The sequence below is a fragment of the Myroides sp. JBRI-B21084 genome, assembly GCF_030545015.1.
Lineage (GTDB): Bacteria > Bacteroidota > Bacteroidia > Flavobacteriales > Flavobacteriaceae > Flavobacterium.
The window spans coordinates 956,888-983,018 of the sequence record NZ_CP120653.1; the positions used below are offsets into that span (position 1 = coordinate 956,888).

General features: G+C 30.8%; 22 protein-coding genes. 11 read left to right on the forward strand and 11 right to left on the reverse strand.

All coding sequences use genetic code 11. The features are described from left to right. The 3 genes from P3875_RS04695 to rsfS form a co-directional block, all read right to left on the reverse strand. Entirely contained in the window at nucleotides 1–600 is a 600-nt protein-coding gene (locus P3875_RS04695) for an LUD domain-containing protein (RefSeq protein ID WP_303445113.1), read from the reverse strand. 108 nt (nucleotides 601–708) lie between these two features. Next, complete coding sequence (ftsH, locus tag P3875_RS04700; RefSeq protein WP_303445114.1) at nucleotides 709–2,649, reverse strand: ATP-dependent zinc metalloprotease FtsH; 1,941 nt, start codon at nucleotides 2,647–2,649, stop codon at nucleotides 709–711. Nucleotides 2,650–2,652: 3 nt separating this feature from the next. After that, complete coding sequence (gene rsfS, locus P3875_RS04705; protein ID WP_303445116.1) at nucleotides 2,653–3,033, reverse strand: ribosome silencing factor; 381 nt, start codon at nucleotides 3,031–3,033, stop codon at nucleotides 2,653–2,655. Between the two features lie 84 nt (nucleotides 3,034–3,117). On the opposite strand from rsfS, the gene P3875_RS04710 reads away from it, so the two are divergent. Next, a complete protein-coding gene (locus P3875_RS04710) occupies nucleotides 3,118–3,846 on the forward strand; it encodes a biotin--[acetyl-CoA-carboxylase] ligase (RefSeq protein ID WP_303445117.1) in 729 nt (242 codons plus the stop codon). Between the two features lies 1 nt (nucleotide 3,847). Here the strand turns inward: P3875_RS04710 and msrB are convergent, their stop codons facing one another. Both msrB and P3875_RS04720 read right to left on the reverse strand, forming a co-directional pair. Further along, nucleotides 3,848–4,348 (reverse strand): peptide-methionine (R)-S-oxide reductase MsrB, encoded by a 501-nt coding sequence (gene msrB / locus P3875_RS04715; RefSeq protein ID WP_303445118.1) that lies wholly within the window; start codon nucleotides 4,346–4,348, stop codon nucleotides 3,848–3,850. Continuing rightward, the gene (locus tag P3875_RS04720) at nucleotides 4,305–5,159 is read right to left on the reverse strand and encodes an alpha/beta fold hydrolase (protein ID WP_303445119.1); all 855 of its coding nucleotides are present in this window, start codon (nucleotides 5,157–5,159) and stop codon (nucleotides 4,305–4,307) included. Before P3875_RS04720 ends, msrB begins: the two co-directional genes overlap by 44 nt. A gap of 91 nt (nucleotides 5,160–5,250) precedes the next feature. On the opposite strand from P3875_RS04720, the gene P3875_RS04725 reads away from it, so the two are divergent. From P3875_RS04725 to P3875_RS04755, 7 genes are all read left to right on the forward strand, one after another. Then, the gene (locus P3875_RS04725; RefSeq protein WP_303445121.1) at nucleotides 5,251–6,060 is read left to right on the forward strand and encodes a M48 family metallopeptidase; all 810 of its coding nucleotides are present in this window, start codon (nucleotides 5,251–5,253) and stop codon (nucleotides 6,058–6,060) included. A 47-nt stretch (nucleotides 6,061–6,107) separates the two neighbouring features. Beyond that, the gene (locus tag P3875_RS04730; RefSeq protein WP_303445123.1) at nucleotides 6,108–7,418 is read left to right on the forward strand and encodes an MFS transporter; all 1,311 of its coding nucleotides are present in this window, start codon (nucleotides 6,108–6,110) and stop codon (nucleotides 7,416–7,418) included. Between the two features lie 85 nt (nucleotides 7,419–7,503). Then, nucleotides 7,504–8,085 carry a hypothetical protein gene (locus P3875_RS04735; protein WP_303445124.1) on the forward strand — a complete coding sequence of 194 codons (582 nt, stop codon included), beginning with the start codon at nucleotides 7,504–7,506 and terminating at the stop codon, nucleotides 8,083–8,085. A gap of 139 nt (nucleotides 8,086–8,224) precedes the next feature. Beyond that, nucleotides 8,225–10,690 carry an endopeptidase La gene (lon, locus tag P3875_RS04740; RefSeq protein WP_303445126.1) on the forward strand — a complete coding sequence of 822 codons (2,466 nt, stop codon included), beginning with the start codon at nucleotides 8,225–8,227 and terminating at the stop codon, nucleotides 10,688–10,690. Nucleotides 10,691–10,782: 92 nt separating this feature from the next. Continuing rightward, complete coding sequence (gene porQ / locus P3875_RS04745; protein WP_303445127.1) at nucleotides 10,783–11,793, forward strand: type IX secretion system protein PorQ; 1,011 nt, start codon at nucleotides 10,783–10,785, stop codon at nucleotides 11,791–11,793. Nucleotides 11,794–11,819: 26 nt separating this feature from the next. Then, nucleotides 11,820–12,512: a (d)CMP kinase gene (gene cmk / locus P3875_RS04750; protein ID WP_303445129.1), complete on the forward strand. Its 693-nt coding sequence runs from the start codon at nucleotides 11,820–11,822 to the stop codon at nucleotides 12,510–12,512. Nucleotides 12,513–12,566: 54 nt separating this feature from the next. After that, nucleotides 12,567–13,946 carry a nucleoside permease gene (locus tag P3875_RS04755; protein WP_303445131.1) on the forward strand — a complete coding sequence of 460 codons (1,380 nt, stop codon included), beginning with the start codon at nucleotides 12,567–12,569 and terminating at the stop codon, nucleotides 13,944–13,946. Between the two features lie 28 nt (nucleotides 13,947–13,974). On the opposite strand, the gene P3875_RS04760 is transcribed toward P3875_RS04755, so the two are convergent. From P3875_RS04760 to P3875_RS04770, 3 genes are all read right to left on the reverse strand, one after another. Then, nucleotides 13,975–15,171, reverse strand: a complete 1,197-nt coding sequence (locus P3875_RS04760) for a DUF445 domain-containing protein (protein ID WP_303445132.1) — start codon at nucleotides 15,169–15,171, stop codon at nucleotides 13,975–13,977. 134 nt (nucleotides 15,172–15,305) lie between these two features. Next, entirely contained in the window at nucleotides 15,306–16,502 is a 1,197-nt protein-coding gene (fabV, locus tag P3875_RS04765; protein ID WP_303445133.1) for an enoyl-ACP reductase FabV, read from the reverse strand. A 119-nt stretch (nucleotides 16,503–16,621) separates the two neighbouring features. After that, nucleotides 16,622–17,356: a CDP-alcohol phosphatidyltransferase family protein gene (locus P3875_RS04770; RefSeq protein ID WP_303445418.1), complete on the reverse strand. Its 735-nt coding sequence runs from the start codon at nucleotides 17,354–17,356 to the stop codon at nucleotides 16,622–16,624. Nucleotides 17,357–17,464: 108 nt separating this feature from the next. Here P3875_RS04770 and P3875_RS04775 point away from each other — a divergent pair, with 108 nt between their 5' ends. The 3 genes from P3875_RS04775 to P3875_RS04785 are packed head-to-tail and all read left to right on the forward strand — an operon-like array spanning nucleotide 17,465 to nucleotide 20,412. Further along, on the forward strand, nucleotides 17,465–18,547 hold the full coding sequence (locus P3875_RS04775; RefSeq protein ID WP_303445134.1) for a PorV/PorQ family protein: 1,083 nt from the start codon (nucleotides 17,465–17,467) through the stop codon (nucleotides 18,545–18,547). Further along, entirely contained in the window at nucleotides 18,540–19,664 is a 1,125-nt protein-coding gene (locus P3875_RS04780; RefSeq protein ID WP_303445135.1) for a lipoprotein N-acyltransferase Lnb domain-containing protein, read from the forward strand. The genes P3875_RS04775 and P3875_RS04780 overlap by 8 nt, the downstream gene beginning before the upstream one ends. Then, nucleotides 19,657–20,412, forward strand: a complete 756-nt coding sequence (locus P3875_RS04785; RefSeq protein ID WP_303445136.1) for a tyrosine-protein phosphatase — start codon at nucleotides 19,657–19,659, stop codon at nucleotides 20,410–20,412. Before P3875_RS04780 ends, P3875_RS04785 begins: the two co-directional genes overlap by 8 nt. A gap of 45 nt (nucleotides 20,413–20,457) precedes the next feature. Here P3875_RS04785 and P3875_RS04790 read toward each other — a convergent pair whose 3' ends face one another. Genes P3875_RS04790 through P3875_RS04800 form a run of 3 tightly spaced genes read right to left on the reverse strand, consistent with a single transcriptional unit; the run spans nucleotide 20,458 to nucleotide 26,038 of the window. Continuing rightward, on the reverse strand, nucleotides 20,458–21,327 hold the full coding sequence (locus P3875_RS04790; RefSeq protein ID WP_303445138.1) for a YitT family protein: 870 nt from the start codon (nucleotides 21,325–21,327) through the stop codon (nucleotides 20,458–20,460). A gap of 12 nt (nucleotides 21,328–21,339) precedes the next feature. Beyond that, nucleotides 21,340–24,000 (reverse strand): adenylate/guanylate cyclase domain-containing protein, encoded by a 2,661-nt coding sequence (locus P3875_RS04795; RefSeq protein WP_303445139.1) that lies wholly within the window; start codon nucleotides 23,998–24,000, stop codon nucleotides 21,340–21,342. Between the two features lies 1 nt (nucleotide 24,001). After that, on the reverse strand, nucleotides 24,002–26,038 hold the full coding sequence (locus P3875_RS04800) for an adenylate/guanylate cyclase domain-containing protein (protein WP_303445141.1): 2,037 nt from the start codon (nucleotides 26,036–26,038) through the stop codon (nucleotides 24,002–24,004). Nucleotides 26,039–26,131: the final 93 nt, after the last annotated feature.

A 26,131-nucleotide genomic window follows, 5' to 3' on the forward strand; every position in this document is an offset into this window, starting at 1 on the left:
TTAATAATTTTCTAATAACAACAAATACACATTTTTAGGTTGTATACCGTATTGCAAAAAATCGTCGTTTTTGTTTTCTTTAAAACATTGCATTGTGGTTATATTTGTTGGTATTTCATTTTTGTACCTATTTTTTATAGCACTTAAGCCATCGCTTTTTGTACGAGTAATTTGACTTGTTTTTGCAACTACAATAATATTTTTAGGTAAATCGTTAGGTTTATGATGAAATATTTGTTTTGATGAAAGTAAAACAGAACCATCTTGGGCAATTAAGCCTTCGCAACTTGTTAGTAAAAAAACTGGATTTGTAGGATTTTTATAGTTTAATTTATTTTCGATTAAAAAAGGATACAACTCTTTTTCAAAAGTTAGTGCTTCCATTTCAAACCAATCGTTTTCTTGTAAAATGCTAATAAAGTTTTCTTCTAATTCTTCTTCATTTTCACAATACAAAAATTTACCTCCGTTTTTTTTAAAATTATGAGTGAATTGCTCGTCTACGGGTATTTCTTTTTCAGGCAAGTATTTACTTTCCTCGTCATTTTTGTTTTGATGCGAAGAAGAAAAACTACTAAAAATTTTTTTAAATATATTCATTGGCTAATAAAATAGAATTTAAGGGCCATTATAGTTCAAAGATAAAAAAAAACTTGGTTTAACAGTGTGTTAAACCAAGTTTTTATAGTTTGTGTTAAAATGTTCGTTTTAAATAACTTCGGTGTTTGATTCTGAAGTAGTTTCAATTGTTTCTACTGTTTGAAACGGTCTTTTACCGAAAATTTCTTCTAAATCTTCTCTAAAAATAACTTCTTTTTCACAAAGTAAGTTAGCCAATTCTATTAATTTATCTTTATTTTCGGTTAACAAATCAATAGCTCTTTGGTATTGCCCTTCAATTAAAGTTGATATTTCTTTATCAATTAATTTTGCTGTTTCTTCTGAATAAGGTTTAGAGAAATTATATTCGCTTTGACCCGATGAATCGTAATATGTAATGTTACCTAATGAGTCGTTTAAACCATAAATGGTAACCATTGCACGGGCTTGTTTATTTACCTTTTCTAAATCGCTTAAAGCCCCAGTTGATATTTTGTTAAATACCACTTTTTCGGCAGCTCTACCGCCCATTGTAGCACACATTTCATCTAACATTTGTTCAGTGCGAACAATTTGGCGTTCTTCTGGCAAATACCAAGCAGCACCTAAACTCATACCACGCGGAACAATTGTTACTTTTACTAATGGCGCTGCGTGTTCGGTTAACCACGATACTGTTGCATGACCAGCTTCATGTATAGCAATTGCGTATTTTTCTTCGGGTGTAATAATTTTGTTTTTCTTTTCTAAACCGCCAACAATTCTGTCAACTGCGTCTAAAAAGTCTTGTTTGTCAACTTCTGTTTTGTTTTTACGAGCAGCAGTAAGTGCAGCTTCGTTACAAACATTTGCAATATCAGCACCTGAAAATCCTGGGGTTTGTTTTGCAAGAAATTCTACATCTAAATTTTCAATCTTTTTAATTTTCTTTAAATGTACTTCAAATATAGCTTTACGTTCATTAACGTCTGGTAAATCAACATAAATTTGGCGGTCAAAACGTCCAGCACGCAATAATGCTTTGTCTAAAATTTCGGCACGGTTGGTTGCTGCTAACACAATTACGTTGGTGTTTGTTCCAAAACCATCCATTTCGGTTAATAATTGATTTAATGTGTTTTCGCGCTCGTCGTTTGATCCAGAGAAGTTTGATTTTCCACGCGCTCTACCAATGGCATCAATTTCATCGATAAAAATAATAGCTGGCGATTTTTCTTTTGCTTGCTTGAATAAATCACGTACGCGCGATGCACCTACACCTACAAACATTTCAACAAAATCTGAACCAGATAGTGAAAAGAAAGGTACTTGTGCTTCACCAGCAACCGCTTTTGCTAATAAGGTTTTACCTGTTCCTGGAGGACCTACTAACAAGGCTCCTTTTGGTATTTTACCACCTATCGAGGTGTATTTTTGCGGGTTTTTTAAGAATTCTACAATTTCTTGAATTTCTTCTTTTGCACCTTCTAATCCGGCAACATCGTTAAATGTTGTGCGGGTATCGTTTTTTTCATCAAACAAACGTGCTCTAGATTTGCCAATAGAAAAAATTTGACCTCCGCCGCCTCCAGCGCCGCCTCCCATTCTTCGCATCATAAAAATCCAAACAACAGGGATTAGAATAATTGGTAGTAACGATAGCAAGATAGATCCCCAATTACTCTCTCTTTCTGTTGTGAATTCTTTAATTTTACCTTGTGTTAAGGCTTGTGATAAACGCTCTTCAAACAAGTCTTTATTTGCAATTTCAACAGTATAATCTGGTCCTGTTGATAAATCGCTTAAAAACGTAGGCTTATTATTTTTCTTATGTTCTGCTGTGCTTTTTACAGCATCGTTTATAAAAATTTGAGCCGATGTATTGTTAAAAACAACTTTTTCAATTTGGTTACCATCTAAATATTGATAAAATTTAGAAAGACTAATTGTTTTTCCGTCGCCCAAACTTCCACCGCTAGTAGTAAATGATATTGCAAAAAGTATTAAAATAAGACCTGCATACAGCATCCAAGGATTGTACTTGGGCTTGTTATTTACGGGATTTTTCATAAATTATAGGGTTGATTGGTTAGAAGTAACTTGGGTAATTTTGGCATCGCCCCACAAGTCTTCTATATTGTAATATTCGCGAGTTTCTTTTTGGAAGATATGAACCACAATGTTTATATAATCCATTAAAACCCAATTTGCTTCGGTTGTGCCTTCTACATGCCAAGGTTTATCTTTTAGTTCTTTAGATACGGTGCGTTGTACAGACCCTGAAATGGCGTTAACCTGTGTGTTAGAGTTTCCATCGCAAATTATAAAATAATCGCAAGCAGTGTTTTCAATAGCTCTTAAGTCTAAAATAGTAATATTTTCTCCTTTTACGTTTTCTATACCTTCAATAATCAAAGCTAATAAAGCTTCGTTGTTCTTTTTGTTTTCGTTCATGTATGTATTTTGTACTTTATTATTGCAAATTTATCAAATTGTATCGTCTTAAAAGTTATTTTTGTCTTAAAGATACTATTTATAATGCATTTAATCAAACTCAGTGCCACACCTTCTACAAACAATTTTTTAAAACAACTGTCAGTTAATCACCCAGTTTCTGATTTTACAGTTGTTTGGGCCGATGTACAAACCAATGGAAAGGGACAAATGGGGGCAAGTTGGGTAACCCAAGGTGCTAATAACCTAACTTTTAGCGTTTATGTTAGTGAAAAGTATTTGTTAATTGAACATTTGTTTACGCTTAATATTATGGTTGCAAATGCAGTTTTAAAGGCGCTGTATTTTTTTAATTTAACAGATATTTGGGTAAAATGGCCAAACGACATTTTGGCAGTTAATAAAAAAATTGCTGGTATTTTAATTGAAAACACTATTAAATCATCTGGCAGTTTTTCGGCAATTGTTGGTATTGGAATAAATTTAAATCAAACCGATTTTGAAGGTTTTCCGCAGGCATCATCTATTTTAAATCAGTTTGGTATCGAAATTAATAAAGAAGAATTGTTGCAAAAAATAGTTGCATTTTTAAAAGAAGCTATATTAAACGCTGCAAATATAAGTGAAAAGGAATGGCGTTTTTATCACGAGCATTTATTTAGAAAAGATATGGTAAGTACTTTTGAAAACAAAGTAGGAGGACTTTTTAATGGTATTATAAAAGAAGTAAATCGTCATGGACAGCTGGTTGTGCAACTAGAAAATGACGATTTAATGTGTTATAATTTAAAAGAAGTTAAGATGTTGTATTAAATTAATTTGCAGGTACAAATTTTAACGAAACCGAGTTCATACAATAGCGTGTGCCAGTAGTTTCTTTAGGCCCGTCGTCAAAAACATGTCCTAAATGGCCATCACAATTTGCGCAAGTAACTTCGGTTCGTATCATACCATGCGAAGTATCTTTTGTGTAAATAACACTACCTTCAATTGCTTGATCAAATGAAGGCCATCCGCATGAAGAATCAAATTTAGCATCCGAATTAAAAAGCTTGTGTCCGCATCCTGCACATACGTATGAACCTTTTTCAAAAAAGTTATTGAATTTGCCTGTAAAAGGTCTTTCGGTTCCTTTTTCTCTCAACACATAATATTCTTCTTGTGTTAGTTTTGTTTTCCAATCTTTTTCTGTCATAGTTTTAGTATTTTGTGCGTTTGCTTGGTGTTCTTTACAAGCAACTAATTGCAAACATAAAAATATCCAAAATATTTTAATGGGCAACAAATTGAATGATTTTTTGAATAACTGTTTCATCTCCTAAAATTTTACGGTGTCCTAAACCTGTGGTTTGTACTAATTGACTGTTTTGTATTTTATTGTGTATTGTTTCTGCAGCTGTAAAAGGTACATCTTTATCGTTAATATCATGAAATATTAATACAGGAATTTGTACATTTTGTGCGTGTTGTTCCACATCGTAATTTACCATTTTGTCGTTGTATTTACGTTCAAAAAGGTTGGTTAGTATTGGAGCTATTTTACGCGACATACCTATATTTTTTAAGAAATCTTCAGTAATGTCGCTTGTTTTGTTGCCACTACCTATTATAATGGCTTTTTGTGCTTTTAATCCACGCCCCATGCTGTTAATAATGCTCATACCCCCTAATGAGTGCCCTACAACTACATCAAATCCATTGTATTTCGAGTTAAGTTCAAAAATAGCTTCAATAAAATCTTTCATATTTGTAGTTGCTTTTGTGCTTTTGCCATGCCCTGGTGCATCAAAACTAACAATAGAATAATTTAAAGCTTTAAAAGCCTTTGCAATAGTTACTAATTGTGTACCCCTGCCGTTCCAACCATGTACAAGCAGTACTTTTTTTTCACCAGTAAGATTTTCGTAAACAGTAATGTCCTTTTTACAATTTGGTAGTGTTATTTTGTATTTGTGTGATTCGTTGAACATTTTTAGTTCACGTTTTGGCATTTTGTACTTTATAGGTGTTTCAAATAACTTTAAAGCAAAAGCAGCTGCTAAATTTTTATTTAACATACCTAACACGCGCGAGGTGTTTTTAATGTATTGAGGAACCTGTAAAACTTTTGCTTGTTTTTTAGTCATGATTTCATAAATTTACACACAAAGTTAAAAGGTATTCTTGGGAATATTTTATATTTTTAGAAAAATTTAAATGATTAAAGAATAAAGTTTTATGAAAAAAGTTATCACATTATGTGCAATAGCAGCTTTAGTGCTTTCGTGTGCAACAAATCCTTTTACGGGAAAAAAAACAATGGCATTTGTGCCAGATAGTTCTTTATTTGCATCATCGTTTCAACAATATTCTACATTTATAAAAGAAAATAAGGTAGTTACAGGTACAAGCGATGCCCAAATGGTTCACCGTGTAGGTGAAAAAATTAAAGGCGCAGCAGAACAATGGTTAAAGTCTAACGGGTATGCTAATTACCTGAAAGATTACAAATGGGAGTATAAATTGGTGCAAGATAACGCTGTGAATGCTTGGTGTATGCCTGGGGGTAAAATTGTTGTTTACACCGGTTTAATGAAAGTTGCACAGGGTGAAGCCGGTTTAGCTACCGTAATGGGGCACGAAGTTGCACATGCATTAGCAAATCATGGGCAACAACGTATGAGTGCATCGGTTTTACAACAGTTAGGTGCCATAGGCGTTACTGCAGCTACTGGTAATTCAAGTGCAGAAACACAACAAAAAGCAATGGCAGCTTATGGTGCTGGTAGTAATATTGCTGGTATGATGCCTTTTAGTAGAAAACATGAATCTGAGGCTGATAGAATTGGATTGATTTTAATGGCTGTTGCAGGATATAATCCTGATAATGCATTATCATTTTGGCAACGTATGTCTGCGCAAGGTGGTAGTAAAGCGCCTGAAATGTTAAGTACACACCCAAGTGATCAAACTCGTATTGCAAACATTCAAAAATTAATACCTGAAGCCAAAGCTGAAGCCAAAAAATTTGGTAAAAGTTTTAAATAACAAGTTAAAGCAGTTGAAAAAACTGCTTTTTTAATTCACTAATTTATATGGATTTAATTAAAAAAGGAGAAAAAAAAGTTTTAAATGCATGGGCATTTTATGATTGGGCTAACTCGGTATATGCGTTGGTGATATCGTCGTCAATATTTCCTTTGTTTTATGGCGATTTGTTCCGTTCTGCAAATCAAACTTCGGTTTCTTTTTTTGGAATCAATACCCCAAGTGAATCAGTTATTAGCTATATAACTGCTATTGGTTTTTTAATAATTGCTTTTATATCTCCCATATTATCAGGTGTAGCAGATTATTTAGGTAACAAAAAGTTTTTTATGAAATTGTTCTGTTTTATAGGATCAATTTCGTGTATGTTGCTCTATTTTTTTAATCTGGAAAACTTGTATATAGGCTTGCTTTTTTATATGTTGGCGTTGATTGGTTTTTGGGGAAGTTTGGTGTTTTATAATTCATATCTACCCGATATTGCTTTACCTGAACAGCAAGATGCTATTTCGGCAAAAGGCTATTCATTAGGATACATAGGATCGGTAATATTGCTAATTATATGTTTAGCGCTTGTAATGAAGTTTGATGTTTTTGGATTTAATTCTGACACACATGCCATGAAAGCTTCGTTTGTTTTAGTTGGAATTTGGTGGTTAGGTTTTAGTCAAATTTCATATAAAAACTTACCTAATTTTCGCAATAACAATAAAATATCGTCAAAAACCTTGTTTTTAGGCTTTAACGAATTAAAAAAAATCTACAAGCAATTAAAAAATTATCAGGTATTAAAAAGTTACTTAAGTGCTTTTTTTGTTTACAGTATGGCTGTACAAACTGTAATGATTATTGCTGCGTATTTTGGCGAAAAAGAGGTTCAATGGGAAAGTAGTTCACAAAGACAAATAGGGTTAATTGTTAGCATACTTTTAATACAAATTATAGCTGTTGTAGGTGCTGTACTTACTTCAAAATTATCTAAAAAAATAGGAAATTTAAAAACGTTAATTATTATAAATATTGCTTGGATATTAATTTGTATTGCGGCTTATTTTATAATAAAACCTGTTAGTTTTTATATTGTTGCAGCATTAGTAGGTTTGGTAATGGGCGGAATTCAATCGTTATCGCGTTCTACGTATTCAAAATTAATTCCACAAAATACGGCTGATACTACTTCGTTTTTTAGTTTTTACGATGTTACCGAAAAAATAGGTATTGTAATAGGTATGTTAGTTTATGGTTTAGTTGCACAACTAACTGGTAAAATGCAAAATGCTATTTTGTTTTTAGTAGTATTTTTTGCAATTGGAATATTTTTGTTGTTTAAAACAGCAAAAAAAGAACAAAGTAGTTAAAATGAGTAATATTTTTTTAAAATACTTTTGTAATTAAAATATTAATTTTATTTTTGGTTAAATTTAACATTCTTATTGAAATCTTATGAGAAAATTAAAATACGTTTTAGCATCCATAGCTTTAGCTGTTGGCTTTGCATCATGTGAAACAGAACCTGTAGATGGTTATGTAAAAGATACTAGCTTAGGAGGTAAACCTCTTTTTAGCTTTGATTTAAATGCAAAACAAAAAGTTGTGTCTAATGATGTTTCTGTAGGATTTCCAACAGGTGGTATGACAATTACAGCTAAATTATCGATACTAGACGAAGAAGATACATCAAACCCAGAAACACGTTACAAACCAGCATATTTGTATGTTAACTTTAATAGTTTAGTTGTTGGTAATTTTCCAACATCAATGTCTAATTTATTAAGTAGTGCATCTATCACGATACAAGAATTAGTTCCAGATGAAAATGATGTAATACAAAAAGTTTGGTATACTTATTCTACAGCTAATGCAGATGAAAGTCAAAATGCAGGTTACGCTAACATTACGTATGTAAACAGTACAGCAAAATATTTAAACGGTAATTTCGATTTTACCTTATATCCACCGGCAGAAGAACCAGAATTAATGCCGCAAAAATTAACAAACGGTACATTTAGTTACTTAAATTACTAAAATACAGCCTTACTTACGTAAGGCTTTTTTATTGGCATAAATATTGAAACACTTATAAGTTATATTTAAAGTATAATAAAAAGCATGTTTAAAAATGTTATTTATTAAAATAAATGACATTTTGACTTATAAAATATTTATGGCACAAGAAAAAATAATATCATTAGACAGTTTGTCACTTCAAGACATTAATGCAAATGTAGATTTTATACCATTGTTTTCACCAGAAGATGAAGAAGCAATGAGTAAAGAAGAAATTCCTTCTGAATTAAGTATTTTACCCTTACGAAATATGGTTTTGTTTCCAGGTGTGGTTTTACCTATTACAGCTGGTCGCGATAAATCAATTAAATTAATTAACGACGCATTAGCTGGTGATAAAACCATAGGTGTTGTTGCACAAATAAATGAATCGGTTGAAGTGCCAACGGGTAACGATATTCACCGTTTTGGAACCGTAGCAAAAATTTTAAAAACGTTGAAATTACCCGATGGTAATATTACAGTAATCTTACAAGGGCAAAAAAGTTTTGCTATTGATGCTATTTTGCAAGAAGAACCCTATTTAAAAGCAGCTACAAAAGAAGTTGCTGAAATTAAACCTTTAGAGAACGATTTAGAGTTTAATGCAATTATTGAAACCATAAAGGAAACCGCTCAGGAAATTATTCGTGAAAATCCAAACATTCCTTCAGAAGCAGCTTTTGCAATAAAAAACATAGAAAGCAATTCGTTTTTAGTAAATTTTGTAGCTTCAAACCTAAATTTAGATGCTACCGAAAAACAAACACTTTTAGAAATGAACAATCTAAAAGATCGTGCGTTAGAAACATTGCGCCGTATGAATATTGAATTGCAAAAACTAAATTTAAAAAACGATATTCAAACAAAAGTGCGCGTTGATTTAGATCAACAACAAAAAGAATATTTTTTACATCAGCAAATTAAAACCATTCAAGAAGAATTAGGTGGTGTATCGCACGAACAAGAGTTTGAAGAACTTCGTAAAAAAGCGCAATTAAAAAAGTGGGATAAAAAAATTCAAGAACATTTTGATAAAGAATTAGGTAAAATGCAACGAATGAATCCACAAGTTGCTGAATTTTCTATTCAAAGAAATTACTTAGAGTTACTTTTAGAATTGCCTTGGAATGAATTTACTAAAGATAAATTCGATTTAAAAAATGCCAAAAAGATTTTAGATAAAGAACATTATGGTTTAGAAGATGTAAAACGCCGTGTAATTGAACACATGGCTGTTTTAAAACTTAGAAACGATATGAAATCGCCAATTTTGTGTTTATACGGTCCACCAGGTGTTGGTAAAACGTCAATTGGTAAATCTATTGCAACGGCGTTGGGGCGCGAGTATGTGCGTATTTCTTTAGGAGGTTTACGCGATGAAGCCGAAATCCGCGGACACCGTAAAACCTATATTGGTGCTATGCCAGGGCGTATTATTCAATCTATAAAAAAGGCAAAAACATCAAATCCAGTCTTTGTTTTAGATGAAATTGATAAACTTACTAGCAGCCATCAAGGCGATCCGTCAAGCGCAATGTTAGAAGTTTTAGATCCTGAACAAAATAAAGAGTTTTATGATAACTTTTTAGAGTTAGGATACGATTTATCTAAAGTAATGTTCATTGCAACATCAAACAGTTTAAATACTATACAACCTGCGTTGTTAGACCGTATGGAGGTAATTGAAATGAACGGTTATACAATTGAAGAAAAAATCGAAATTTTACGTCAGCATTTACTTCCAAAACAATTAAAAGAACATGGCTTAGATGCAAAATCGGTTGCGCTTTCTAAAAAGGTTATGGAATTTATTGTAACTAAATATACACGTGAATCGGGCGTAAGAAATTTAGATAAACAAATGGCAACTATTGCCCGTTATATAGCAAAATCTATTGTTTTAGAAGAAGATTATAACGAAAAACTAACCGAAGAAGATATAGTAACCATTTTAGGGGCACCAAAATATGATTACGATAAGTATGAAACAAACGAAGTAGCAGGTGTAGTTACTGGTTTAGCATGGACACGTGTTGGCGGCGATATTTTGTTTATAGAATCAATTTTATCTGAAGGAAAAGGAACACTTACCATGACAGGTAATTTGGGTAACGTAATGAAAGAATCGGCTACAATTGCGCTAGAGTATATAAAATCAAACAGCGATTTATTTGGTATTGATGTAAAATTATTCGATAAATACAAAATTCACGTACACGTACCAGAAGGAGCAACACCAAAAGATGGTCCATCGGCAGGTATTGCCATGTTAACATCAATGGTTTCAAGCTTTACTCAACGAAAAATAAAGAAAAATGTAGCCATGACCGGCGAAATTACCTTACGTGGTAAAGTACTTCCGGTAGGAGGGATTAAAGAAAAAATATTAGCTGCTAAACGCGCAAATATTAAAGAAATTATTCTTTGTAAAGAAAACAAGCGCGATATTGATCAAATAAAACCGGAATATTTAACAGGTTTAACGTTTCATTACGTAGATAAAATGACCGAAGTGATTGATTTAGCTTTAACCAATCAAAAAGTTAAAAATGCTAAACAGTTAAATCTAACACAAGCTTAAAAAAAATGAAAAAAGGTATGCTAAAAACATACCTTTTTTTTTATTCTATCGTTATAATGTTATATATTCGTTAACATGTAATTTTACTAAACATGCGTAAAGTATTCACGTTAGTTTCATTTATTACCGTTTCAGCCGCATTTGCACAGGTTGGCGGAAGAGACGCTTATCAATTTTTACAAATGCCTACATCGCCACGGCAAGCAGCATTAGGTGGTACAAATGTTACTATAACTGGTAACGATGTTAATCAGGTGCTTTACAACCCCGCAGCTTTAAACAGCAGTATGAACAATATGTTAGCTGCAAATTTTGGTAGCTATTATGGCGATATTAGCTTAGGTGCGGCCGCTTATGCACATCAACTTAAAAATAGAAGAAATTTTCATGTTGGCGTTACGTATTTAGGCTACGGATCGATTGATGGTTACGACGAAAATGGTTTGAATACGGGTACTTTTTCTGGTAGCGATGTAGCCGTTTCTGTAGGTTACGCACAACCACTTAACAATACTAACTTTTCGGTAGGGGCTAATTTAAAGGCAATTTCATCATCATTAGAAAACTATAATTCTTTTGCAGTTGCTGCTGATATTGGCGGTTTATACCATAACGAAGATACAGGTTGGACCGTAGGTTTAACTTTTAAAAATTTGGGTGGGCAACTTTCTAGTTACGAAGACACCCGTGAATCATTGCCTTTTGAAGCAGTTGTAGGGGTAAGTAAGTTGTTAGAAAATGTGCCTATTCGTTGGCATTTTTCTCTTGAAAATTTACAACAATGGGATGTTTCTTTTTCAAATCCCAATCGTTCAGAAATCGACTTAGAAAATAAAGTAACTGAAGAAAAAGTTAGTTTTGGTAACAATATAATGCGTCACGTAGTATTTGGAGTTGAATTATTTCCAAAGAAAAATTTTAATATTCGCTTGGGTTATAATTTTAGAAACGGCGAAGAAATGCGCATTTTAGAACAACGCCATTTTGCAGGGTTTACTGCAGGTTTTGGTTTGCAAGTAAAACGATTTAAAATAGAATACGCACATAACCGATTTACTTTAGCCGGAAACACCAATTTATTTGGCTTATCGGTTAAACTGTAATACTTTTATAGCAAAAATTATTTGTTTTGAAAAAAATAACCATTGCAATAGACGGGCATTCATCAACAGGCAAAAGCACATTAGCAAAACAATTGGCAAAAGCCCTAAACTATATTTATGTTGATACAGGTGCAATGTACCGCGCAGTTACTTACTTTGCTATGCAACAAGGTTTTGTTGGTGAAGATTTCTTAGATAAGGAAGCGTTATTAAACAGTTTATCATTAATAAATTTATCTTTTAAATTTAATGAAAATTTAGGTTTTGCCGAAATGTATCTTGATAATAATAATATTGAAAGTGCCATTAGATCTATCCAAGTTTCAAATTTAGTAAGTAAAATAGCTTCAATTTCTGAAGTTCGATCTAAATTAGTCCAACAACAAAAACAATATGGGGTAGATAAAGGGGTGGTGATGGATGGACGCGATATTGGTACAGTGGTTTTTCCTAATGCCGAATTGAAAATTTTTATGACAGCATCGGCAGAAATTAGAGCACAACGTAGGTATTTAGAACTTCAACAAAAAAATGAAAATGTTTCGTTTGAAGAAGTCCTTAAAAATGTAACCGAACGCGATGCAATAGATTCTAGCAGAGCCGATTCACCTTTGATTATTGCAGAAAATGCAATTGTTATAGATAATTCATACTTAACAAAAGAAGAACAATTTAATAAGATTTTTAATTTAGCTACTGACTTAATTAATGCTGATTAACTTGCTTTATTTATTAAATTTTATACTTTTACACACTTAAAAAAATAGAAAAAAATGGGCATAAAATCAAAGTTAATTGCAATGAACTTCTTACAGTTTTTTGTATGGGGTGCTTGGTTAATTACTATTGGGAATTATTGGTTTGGTGACAAAAAATGGGACGGTACACAATTTGGAGCTGTATTTGGCACCATGGGTATTGCTCCAATTTTTGTTCCAACACTTACAGGCATTATTGCCGACCGATGGATTAATGCGGAAAGATTGTACGGTTTATTGCATATTTTTTACGGTCTTGTCCTTTTTTATTTACCCGAAGTAAACAATCCATCTTCCTTTTTTTATGTAATGCTATTGGCTATGTGTTTTTATATGCCAACTATTGCTTTAAATAATTCTATATCGTACACCATTTTAAAGAATAAAGGTTTTGACGTAATTAAAGATTTTCCGCCAATTAGGGTTTGGGGAACAGTTGGTTTTATTGCGGCTATGTGGTTAACTAATTTAACAGGTAATAAAGCAACAGCAGGTCAGTTTTATATTGCAGGTGCATCGGCAGTTTTATTAGGATTATATGCTTTAACTTTACCTAAATGTCCGCCATTGCGTTTAATAGATAAAAAAGCACCGTTAACCGAACAATTAGGTTTAAATGCTTTTAAGTTATTCGGAAATTATAAAATAGCTTTATTTTTCATATTCTCAATGTTTTTAGGCGGTGCGCTACAATTAACAAATGCTTATGGAGATGTTTTTATTGATGAGTTTAAACATTTTCCTATTTATGCAGATTCTTTTGTAGTTAAATATTCAACCATAATTATGTCGGTTTCTCAAATATCAGAAACCTTGTTTATTTTGGCAATTCCTTTTTTTTTAAAACGTTATGGTATTAAAAAAGTAATGTTGATTTCAATGCTAGCTTGGGTATTGCGTTTTGGCTTGTTTGCTTATGGCGATCCTGCTGGTGGTCTATGGATGATTTTATTATCATGTATTGTTTATGGTATGGCATTCGACTTTTTCAACATTTCAGGGTCGTTGTTTGTAGAAACTAATACCGATGCAAAAATAAGATCATCGGCTCAAGGATTGTTTATGATGATGACAAACGGTTTTGGAGCCGTAATAGGTAGTAATGTTGCTGGTTGGGTAATTGATAAATTTTTTACTCACAAATTTTCTTCGGTTACAGCATTAGCATCGCAATTAAATACAACAACAGATAACCCTAAGTTTCTCTCGGTTTTAAAAGATTCTTTTGGTGTTAGTGTTTCAAATAATGATTTACTAAGTAGTGAAGTTTTATTAAAAGATTGGAGTTCTATTTGGCTTAGTTTCGCCATATATTCGTTAATAATAGCGGTATTATTTGCGGTGTTTTTTAAGCACACACATAATGCAAACGAAATTGAAAATATAAATCATTAAAAAAACAGAGGTTAAAGCCTCTGTTTTTTTATATAAAAATTTGTGTTAAAGTATAAATAAGCAAGCCAACTAATCCGCCAACTAAGGTGCCATTTATGCGTATGTATTGCAAATCTTTTCCAACTTCAAGTTCTAATTTTTCGCTTAACTCTTGTCCGTCCCATTTTTCAACTGTTTGCTGTATAATCTTACCTACTTCGTTACTGTTTTTTAAAACTAACTTATAAACATATTGTTTAGCATAGTTATTAATAGATTCTTGTAAATGAGTATCGTTTTTAAAGGTGATAATTAGTTCAGTAATCGTTTTTGTTAAGTATATATTTAAAGAAGATTGCGGATTGTTTAAACTTTCTAGCGTATCGGTTTTTGAACGCTGCCAAATAGCGTTTGCATATTCCGATATTTTTTCTTGCGATAAAAATTCATTTTTCATGGCATTAAATTTTAATTGCCATTCTTCATTTTCATTTAAATCGCTAACTAAATCAAGTAAATAGTTGGTAATTGTAATTCTAATTTCGTGCTTTGGGTTATGTTCAATTTCATTAAAAAAGGTAGTTATACCCGAAATTAGTTGATTTGTAACCGATTTCCCACCAATTAAACCTAAAATAGGTTGTTTTTCAACAACTTTTAAATAAATTAATTCGCGATTGTTTTCTACATATAATTTTGCTTTTGGCAATACATGATTAATTAAACGGTTTTGTTCGTTTTTTTCTAATAGATATTGTAGGCTAGAAGCTGCAAATTTTTCAAGCTTTATTTCCTTTGATAAATCAAATGCTTTTGTAGTTAATAAATTTGATACAGTTTGGTTGTTTAAATTGGCAATAATGTTTTTTAATAGTTTAGTAATTTCGGTAAGTAAAAGGTTTTGATTTTTATTGTTATTAAGCCAATTTATAAAGTAGGTACTAATGTTTAATTTATCAATATAGGGTCTAATTGTGGTTGCAGTTAAAAAGTTATCACTTACAAAAGTTCCTAAATTAGAGCCTAATTTATTTTTGTTTTTAGTGATGAGGTTTGTGTGTGGTACTTTAATTCCCAACGGAAATTTAAACAAGGCGGTTACAGCAAACCAATCGGCCAGCGCACCAACCATGCCTGCTTCTGAAAAAGCACGCACGTATTCCATCCAACTTTTAGGGTTGTGTTTTAAAAAATACATCATTACAATGTAAATGCATGCCATTAAAACAAATAGGCCAGTAGCCATTAACTTATGTTTTTGTAGTTGCGTTTTTTTTGCCTGCATATTTTTTTATTGAAGGTACAAAAAATATAGATGTTTTATATAAAAAAAGCGTGGTGTATTGCTACATCACGCTTGGTTTATTTTGTAAAAATGAACTAAATACTAGGTATATTCACAACTTCGTTGGTATCGGCATCGTAATTAATTTCGTTGAAATTAAATCCAAAAAGATTAAAAAAGTCGTTGCGATATCCTTCAATGTCTGAAATTTGTTCAAGATTTTCGGTAGTAGCTTCTTTCCATAATTGAGCAACTTCTGCTTGAACATCGTCGCGCATTTCCCAATCATCTACTCTAATTCTTCCTTCATTATCTAGAGCAATTTCACCATTTTCGGTATACATACGCTCTTTAAATAAACGATACATTTGTTCAATAGTACCTTCGTGTATGCCTTTTTGTTTCATTACTTTGTATAGTAAAGAAATATATAAAGGTACCACTGGTATCGCCGAACTTGATTGTGTTACTAAGGCTTTGTTTACCGATACAAATGCTTGTCCGTTAATATCTTTTAAAATGTTGTTAATTGTGCCAGTTGTAGCTTCTAAATCGTTTTTAGCTTGGCCAATTGTACCGTTGCGGTAAATTGGGAAAGTAAGTTCAGGTCCAATATATGAATAAGCAACCGTTTTTACGTTATCTGCTAAAACACCTGCGTTGTGTAGGTCTTCCATCCAAAATTTCCAATCTTCACCACCCATAACAGCAATGGTATTGTCAATATCTTCTTGACTATCGATAGGATTAATAGTAATATCTGAAACAACACCCGAGTGAAAATCTACTGTTTTGTTTTCAAATGGTTGCCCAATTGGTTTTAAAACCGAAGCATAAGCAACACCTGTTTTAGGATGTGTTCTACGTGGCGATGCTAAACTGTAAACAACTAAATCAACAGTTCCTAAATCTTTTTTAATTAAATCGATCGTTTGTTTTTTGATTTCGTCAGAAAAAGCATCACCGTTAATAGATTTTGCGTACAAACCTGCATTTTGAGCTTCTTTTTCAAAAGCAGCAGAATTGTACCAACCTGCAGTTCCTGGTTTACCTTCTGCCGCTGGTTTTTCAAAGAACACACCAATTGTTGCTGCACCTGAACCAAATGCTGCTGCAATACGAGATGAAATTCCGAAACCTGTTGACGCACCAATTACTAAAACTTTTTTTGGTCCGTTTGCTATTGTTCCTTTTGATCGTACATAATCAATTTGATTTTTAATATTTAAGGCAGTTCCTTCTGGATGTGCTGTTAAACATATGAAACCTCTTGTTCTTGGTTTTATGATCATTTTAGATATATTTTATTATTTTTTTGTAGTTGTAAATTAGGTATCAAATTTAACTATTTATATCTTATTACAAAAACAATATTTATTGTTGATATTGTGAATTTTAGCTTAGTTATTTTTTATAAAGATACTTTTGTTTTGCTTAAAATTAGCGAAATTAAAATATAAATGGCTATAATAACGGGTATAGCTACAAACTGAAAAATAATTAGTAACACCACGCAAAGTAACAAGAATAATAAGGCCGTTTTGTTTTTACTAAGCTGGTCGCTTTTAATTTTTAACGAAAATAAAGGCAATTCTGCGTTCATGATCAATGCGCTAAAAAAACTTATAACTACCAAAATATAAGGGTTGCTAAGTAAATTTATAAGTGTTTCATTAGCAGTTGTGCTTAAAATAAGCGGTATACTTAAAACAAAAAGTGCATTTGCAGGGGTGGGTAGCCCTATAAAACTATCAGTTTGTCTTGTATCTATATTAAATTTAGCCAAACGCATACACGCACCTAAAGTTATAATAAAGCCAATAAAAGGTACCAATTTCATGTAAAAAGTTTCGTTGGTAACCAAATAAGTTTCATCGTTTTGTTGAATATGCGAAAGCATTTGGTACATTACCACGCCAGGTACTACCCCCGATGTAACCATATCAGCTAAAGAATCTAGCTGAACACCTAACGGACTAGTAACTTTTAATATTCTGGCAGCAAATCCGTCCCAAAAATCAAAGAAAATTCCTAAACAAACCCAAAAAAATGCCATTTGTAAATTATCGTCAAAAGCATAAACTAGAGCAATTAAGCCCGAAAGTAAATTTAAAAGTGTAATTGCATTGGGAATGTGTTTTTTTATTGCCATGAATTTTATATTTTTATTTTTAAAACAAATGTAAACAATAAGTTCTAAGTATTTAGAGTTTATATATTGTAAAATTTTGTAATATTTGTAAAATTTATTTTCGTGAAAAAAAGGTTATCCATAGTGTTTTTACTTTTTGCAACCGTAAGTTTGCAAGCACAAACCGCAAGAAAATACTCTAATGAATTTTTAAACATTGGGGTAGATGCAGCTTCATTTGGTATGGCAAATAGTGTAATTGCACAAACGGCCGATGTAAATTCGGGGTATTGGAACCCTGCTGGTTTAGTGTATTTACAAGATAAACAAGTAGGTTTAATGCACGCTAGTTATTTTGCAAACATTGCACAATATGATTATGCTGCATTTGCAATGCCTATAGATGAAAAAAGTGCAGTAGCTTTTTCGGCTATACGTTTTGGGGTTGATGATATTATGAATACCACCGAATTAATTGATCAAAATGGAAACGTAGATTACAATCGTATTTCGCTATTTTCGGCTGCCGATTATGCTTTTAATATTTCCTATGCACGTAAATTAGCAGTTGACGGTTTGTCTTTAGGTGCAAATTCAAAAATTGTGCGTAGGGTTATTGGAGATTTTGCAAAATCATGGGGTTTTGGGTTAGATATTGGTTTACAGTACCATACCGAAAAATGGAAATTTGGTGTGATGGCACGCGATATTACAACTACTTATAATGTTTGGAATATTAATAAAGCCGAATTTGAAAAAATAAAAGGTGCGGTTGAAGGTCAAAATCAAACACTTCCAGAAACAACTGAACTTACACTACCAAAATTACAAATAGGTGTAGCACGCGATTTTATGTTAACTGATAAATTTAATTTAACAACTGCGGCTGTTTTACATACCGAATTTTATCAAACAAACGCCTTAATTTCTACATCAGCATTTAGTATGCAACCATCGGCAGGTTTTGAATTTGGGTATGATAAAATGGTTTTTGTTCGAGCCGGTGTTGGGAATTTTCAAAATGAATTACAAATTGATAATTCTGAAAAGCTAACATTTCAACCTAACATTGGTTTAGGTTTTAAATACAAAGGCATACAAGTTGATTATGCTTTAACCGATATAGGTAATCAAAGTGCATCACTTTATTCAAATATATTTTCGTTAAAATTAGATTTAGGAATCTTTACAAAAACAAATGAATAATTTTCTAATTAAATTTAAACAACAAATCGTACTACTGGTTTGTTGTTTTTCTTTTTTACAATTTCAAGCACAACCATCGTACTTAACTGAACAAGCCGAAATTAGCGTGCTTACATGTGGGGTTGGTAATGAAATGTATACTCTTTTTGGACATACAGCACTTAGAGTTAAAGACTTTAACCAAAATTTAGATGTGGTGTACAATTGGGGAATGTTTGATTTTAAAACACCTAATTTTTATAGTAAATTTGTTAAAGGTGATTTGTTGTATTTTTTAAATGTATCAGATTTTAATAATTTTATAAATGATTATACGTACGATAACCGTGAAGTTATAGAACAACAACTTAATTTAACGTATTCTCAAAAAATGGCGGTTTGGAACGAAATAAACCGACAATTAAAAGGCAGCGATCGTTATTACACATATGGTTTTATAAAAAACAACTGTACAACTAAAGTTGTAGATGTTATAAATAAAACAATTTCAGCTCCGTTACAAACAAATTTCCCAAAAAATAATTTTTCATATCGTTATATATTGAATGAAGGTTTAACAAACCATTATTTTGAAAAATTAGGTATTAATTTGCTTTTTGGATACAAAACAAACAAGCAAAATCAGCTTATTTTTCTTCCAATAAAGTTAAAAGACGCCTTAACATTTAACCAAAAAATTGTTAAAAGTGAAAAAAAACTAAATTACGTACAAACCATAAAAAACGGTTTTAATTTAAATTCTGTTTACACTTTGTGGGTAATAGCATTGTTTTTGGCTATTTTTGCATTAAAGAAAAATGTACAACGGTTTTATTTTTTACTAACTGCACTTTTTAGTTTGTTTTTGTTGGCTGTAAGTTTATTTACACACCACGAAGAATTACTTTTAAATATGTGGATTCTTTTCTATAACCCATTATATATTGTTGGAATGGTTTTAAAAAATAGAAAAGTTTTTTGGGTTGCTTTAATATTTACAACTATAGGATTACTTTTTATGGGGATTGAGTTGTTAATGGTAGCAATCCCTTTAATCGTTTTACATTTAACTTTTATTTTGGCATTATTTTTGCCTAAGTTTAGTAAAATTGGAAGATTAGAAAAGGAAAATGTTTAGTTTTTTTAAGAAAAGAAAAATATTAAAAGATATTATACCTAATAATTTTGTTGATATACACTCGCATTTATTATATGGTTTAGACGATGGAAGTAAATCGTTACAAGAAACACGTGAATTAATTGAAAGTTTACAATTGTTTGGTTTTAAACAGTTTATTACAACGCCGCACACAACTCCGTTAGTTTGGGAAAATACAAAAGAACAAATTGTAGAACAATACAATAAAGTTAAAATAGAGTTAGGTTTTTCTACAAAACAACTTAAAGTAGCTTCAGAATATTTAATGGACGATTCTTTTTTAAAAAGAATTGAAAATGAAAAATTATTGTGTATAAAAGATAATTATGTATTAGTTGAAATGTCTTACATAAATCCACCAATACATTTATACGAAATTATTATGGAATTACATTCGCAAGGATATCAGCCTATTTTAGCACATCCTGAGCGTTATAATTTTTATAAAAATGATTATGCAAGTTTTAAGAAGTTAAAAAGTGCTGGTTGTTTGTTTCAAATGAATTTATTAAGTAGCACCGGTTATTACGGAAGTGGTATTGCCGAAGTTTCAGATTATTTATTAAAAGAAAATATGTATGATTTTGTAGGCAGCGATGTTCATCATAAAAAACATATTGATGCTTTTGGTGATGAAATTAAACTTAAAAACGTTGACCTATTTGAACAACTAATTCAAAAAAACGATTTTTTTAAAGAAAAGGAATTAAATACTACACTTGTGTAGTTTTTCTACAAACAACAAAACGTCTAAATTTAGACGTTTTTGTTTTTAATGTGCATGTTTTTTCTTTAAAATTCCTCCTGCAGTTTCTTTAATTGAGCTAGAGAATATAAAGGCTTTATCATCAATTTCATGTATAGCTGTTTTTAATTTTCTAACTTCTAAACGGGTTACAACAGTGTAAACAATATCGGTTTCAGTACTTTTTTCAAAACTATCTTTCATAAAACCACGCTCGCCTTTATAAACGGTTATTCCTTTACCCATTTGTAGTACTAAAAAAGCTTTTACTTCATCGCTTTTAGATGATATGATAGTTACGCCTGTAAATTCTTCAAAACCTTCTACAACATAGTCTATTGTTTTAGATGCTACAAAATAGGTTAACATAGAATAAAATGCAGCTTCTAATCCAAAGAAAGTTCCAGCAATTAAGAAAATTAAGATATTTATACCCAAAATAATTTCGCTCATAGAAAAACCTACTTTTTTACCCGTATAAACAGCTAAAACTTCAATTCCATCTAAAGCAATTCCACTTTTCATACCAAAACCAACACCTAATCCAATAAAAAATCCTCCAAAAACCGAAACAATTAATTTGTCATGTGATACTTCTGGAAAAGGGATAAAAAGTAAGCAAAGGCCTAAAATTATTACCGAAATAATTGATTTTATAGCAAATGTTTTTCCTATTAATTTGCCGCCAAGTAGCAAAAACGGAATGTTAAGAGCTACAAAAATAAGAGCTATGTTTATGTGGTATTTTTTGTATAAAAGTAGTGCAATACCTGTTACACCACCATCGAAAAAATGATTAGGAATTAGTAAACTTTTTAAAGCAAAGCTTATGCTTAAAATTCCTAATAACATAAATAAGTAATCTTTAAAACTGTCGTTCGTTAAAATTTTTTTCATTTTTTTATTTGGCTAATTTTTTTGTGATTTTATTAATGTTAAATTTTCTTCTTTTTTATTGTTTCTTAATCTTTTAGCTGATTCTGTAAAGTATTTGTGGTTTTCAAAAAAAGAAACTTGAATATTGTTCCATTTTTCTTTGTTTAAATCTTTATTTTCAACCAATATTTCTTCGTAAAGTCCATTTGCAATTTCTTCAAAATCATTACGTCCTAAATAATCTAAATCGGCATCGGCTAAAATTTGCTCTAAATGATTCTTAGGTGTTTGAGGAATTTTTGTTGCACGTATCATTCCTTTAATTTTTTCGATTTCTATAGCAGAATAACCAAATTCTGGTAAATAAGTATCAGCAAACGTACATGAAATTTCTTCATGGCCATTGCCTTTTACAATAAAACCCGAATCGTGAAAAAGTGCGGCAACTTGCAATAATTCTGTATCTTTAGTTGTAACCCCTTCTAATTTAGCATAGCAAATTACCGCTTCGTGCACATCTAAAATATGGTTTAAATTATGGTAATGTAAATGTTTTGGAAGTTCATTTAACTGCTTTTCAATAATAAATTTTTTAACCTCTAAAAATCTTAAATTGGGTTCTTTATTTTCTACAAAATACATATTTAACTGTGAATCCATTAATTTTTCAGAACGCAATTCAGTTGTGAAAATTTCTTTAACTAGTTGATACGTGTTTTGGCTTATGTTTACTTTTCCAATTGCTCCGTTAACTTCCATTTCTGCAGCAATATTAACAGCTGTACCCCAAACATCGTAAGTGAATTTTTTAATACCAACGATACCAGCAACTACTTCGCCAGAGTTTATACCAATACGCATTTCAAAGTATTCCTTGCCTTCATTTATACGCTTTTGTTTGTATTGTTCCATAAAATCGCGTATTTCTAATGCGGCATGTACCATTTTTATTGCATGGTTTTCGTCTTTAACAGGTAAGCCGCTTACAGCCATGTAGGCATCGCCAATGGTTTTTATTTTTTCAATACCATATTTGCTAATAATTCTATCAAATTCTTTAAAACAATAGTTTAATTCTTCAATTAATTCGGTTGAAGATACTTTTTCGGTAAGTTTTGTGAAATCTTTAAAATCGGTAAAAAGTATTGTTACACTATCGAAAAATTTAGATTGTGACTTCCCTTTTTCTTTTAATTCTAAGGCAATTTCTTCTGGTAAAATATTTAATAAAAGTGTGTCAGATTTTAACCTTTCTTCTTTTAATTTTTCATTTTGAATTTTGATTTCGCTTTTTTGAATTTCAATTTCATTTTTGCGATTTATAACCTGTGATTCTAGTTCTTGGTTGATGTTTTCAATAGTTGTTTGCTTTTCTTTTTCTTGTTGAAGACTTTCTTGTGTTAGGTTTTCAATCTCGATTAGTTTTGATTCATTTTCTTCATTGATGTACGAAAAATACCAAGCCAAATACGCCGACATTGAAAAGGGGATACTAAAAAAGGATAAAATAAAGCCAATAAAAATAATTCCCATAAAAATATTGGTTGCTGTATTTTGACCATTGCCAAATTTTACATGTCCGTTTTCAATAAAAATTAAAACCGAAACTATTATTAAAACTAAAAAAAACAAGGTGAGTAAAATGCCAGTTGCTAAAATTTTTGCACCTTTTACCTTTTTTAAAATAGCTTTAATTAAAAGAATTGTAGCTTCTATACAGGCAAAAATGAATAAAAGTGGTACTATAAAACCCCCGCTAATTTCAATGCTAAAAAGCAGAATTAATAGTGCAACTATACACAATACCGAATATATTTTAAAACGCAACTGTTTGCTACTAAATAGGGTATTTATTAAACCGCTTAAAGCAAAACCTGACAAGCATACTAAAAAAACAATTAGTTTTTCTATTATATTATTGTCTAATAAGTACGATGCTTTAAAAACCAAAATAAAACTTATAAATGCACCACCCATACTAAAGCTAAACAGGCTAAAAAATAAGTTTGGTTTAAACTCGCGATAAAATAAATACAGTATTAAGTGAAATACACTAAGTGTAATTAAAATTGATGCAAAAACTGCCAAACCTGTAACAGCCTGATTTTTTGAATTATTTTCATCTATTGCATTTTCAATTGTACTTATATTAAATTTAAAACCAAAAAAGTTACTGGTTTTAGTTATTTCAGGGTTTTCGTATTTAATAGCAAAAACTTGTTTACCTGGTTTTTTAAAGGTAAAAGTGATGTATTGCTCATTAAACATATCGTATTTGTAATTTACTGATTTTGAATTTTTAGAAGAAAATTTACCAAATGTTTTAAGCGGAACTCCATTTAAATAAATGGTATAAGCTCCGCCAAGTTCTAAATTAAAACTTAAAGGTACACCTACTAATGTTGAATCAATTTTAATAGTTTTTCTAAACCAACCTAATTTGTTAAAAATTATTTCTTTTTCTACAACTTTACCTGTTGTATCCGCTTTTATGGTTGCCCAATTGCTGTCGTTATAATCTAAATTTTTCCATAAATCATTATTTCCTTGAGTAAATTTCCAACCATTTAATGTTTTGTAATATTTATTGTTGGTTATAAAATCTTTGTAAGTATATACCTTTATTGTATCGTTTGTTTGCGCTTTTGAAACTAAAGCTACAAGTAATAAGCATATGTATAATAACTTTTTCATTTTAAACAGTTTTAGTTTCAACAAAATACATTTTTGCAAAGCCTTTTCCTTTAATTTCTATTTCGCCACGATATGTAAATTCAAAGTAATTTTTAGCTAATTCGTACGTTGTATGTCCTACATTTATTCTACCGTTTTCACTTTTTGCTTTCATACGAGCAGCGGTGTTAACGGCATCGCCCCAAATATCGTAAGCAAATTTTTTAATGCCAACAATACCAGCAACAACTTCGCCCGAATTTATACCAATTTTAATTTCAAAGTAAGGTTTGTTTTGTTTTTTACGTTCGGTTTGATAGTTTTCAATGAACGTACACATTTCAATAGCTACTTCGATCATTTTTTTTGCATGATTTTCATTTTCTAATGGCAGTCCGCTTACAGCCATATACGAATAACTAATGGTTTTTATTTTTTCTATTTGATGCTTTGTTGTGATATGATCGAATGCTTGAAAACAAAAGTTTAATTCATCTAATAATTCTTGCGAATTTAATTGTTGCGATACTGAATCTAAGTTTATAAAATCTGAAAATAAAATAGAAACGCTGTTGAATTGTTTCACCTTACTTTCGCCACTTTCTTTTAATTCATCGGCAACATCTTTTGGTAAAATGTTTAATAACAAATCTTCTGATTTTTGTTTTTCTTTTAACAAAGCGTGTTGTTGTTTTTCAATTTCTTGTTTTTGAGTTTCAATTTCTTTTGTACGTTCTTTTACTTCGGTTTCTAAAAAAAATGTTTTATTTTCTAAAAGTGCTTTGCGCTCTTGTTCGTGTTTTAACGTTTGGTTAGAAAGTAAATTTACTTGTTTTAATTGTTGTTTTAATTTGCGACTTACAGCTGCAAAATTTGATGCTAAATAAGCCGACATTGCAAATGGGATACTAAAGAAACTTAATATACCTAAAATAATAAGAATACTAATTGTTACATAATTAAAGGATTTTGTTGCAAAAAATATTCCAACACACATACCTAATAAAAGAGCAAAACCAAAACTACAAACTAATCCTATTGCAATTATTTTTGCGCCTGGCTTTTTATTTAATGCAGCAATAAGTACAATTATAATTGATTCTAAAAGTATTATTGTTGTGAAAATTGATGCTAGAAACGAGAAGTTACCAGAAAATGAATACATTAAAAGTAAACTAAAACCAACCAAAATACTTAAAATTATTAATCGTAGTTTACTTTTGCTAAATAAAAAATTAACTGTTGCACTTATGGCTAAACTTCCTATTACAGAAAAAGTTACCGATATGGAATTGGCAGGGTTTAAAAACGCCATACCATCAAAACCGAATTGAGTTAATTTTGCGTATCCAAAAAGGATGCTACAACCTGAACATAAGTTAAATAAAGCGAAAAATAAGTTGGAAATAAATTTACGGTAAAAACCAAATAAGATTAAGTGTATTACACCCAGTGTAATAAATATAAAACCAATAGCAATAGTTGCCAGCCATAAATAATTATTATATGTTGATTTTTCAAGATATTTATCAACTGATAGTAATGAAAATTTGAAACCTTCTGTTTGAAATGTTGTTTTTGTTTTATTAAACAACGAGTCTTTATAATGCAATGCAAAAATATTTTTACCAGGTTTATTAAAAACAAATATTAAGGGTTTGTTTTTTAAGCTATCGACTTCATTATTTAAACCTTTAAAATTTTTTATGTGAGTACCGTTTAAGTAAATTTTTACTTCGGCTTTTGAAAATACTTGTAAAGCAACGGGAACATTAACTAAGGAAGAGTCAATTATTATGTTTTTTCTAAACCACATATCACCATTAAAATCAGGTGCTTTTAATTTGCTAAAAACACTTGTTAACGGTTTCCAATTAGTATCATCAAAATCTTTTTCTTTCCATAAAATAGTATTACCAGATTGGGATTTCCAATCGTTGTTTAATTTTATTTCATTTTCAAGATCTTTAACTGTAAATACTTTGGTTGCTTGCGAATTGTTTTGTGAACACAGTAAATTTGCCCAAAGAATTATTATAAAAAGAATGATTTTTTTCATAATTCTATGTAAAAATATTAAATTCTAAATTTTTATAAAGAAATGAATTAACCATTAATAATGCAAGTTTATTAAGAAATTAAACTAAAAATA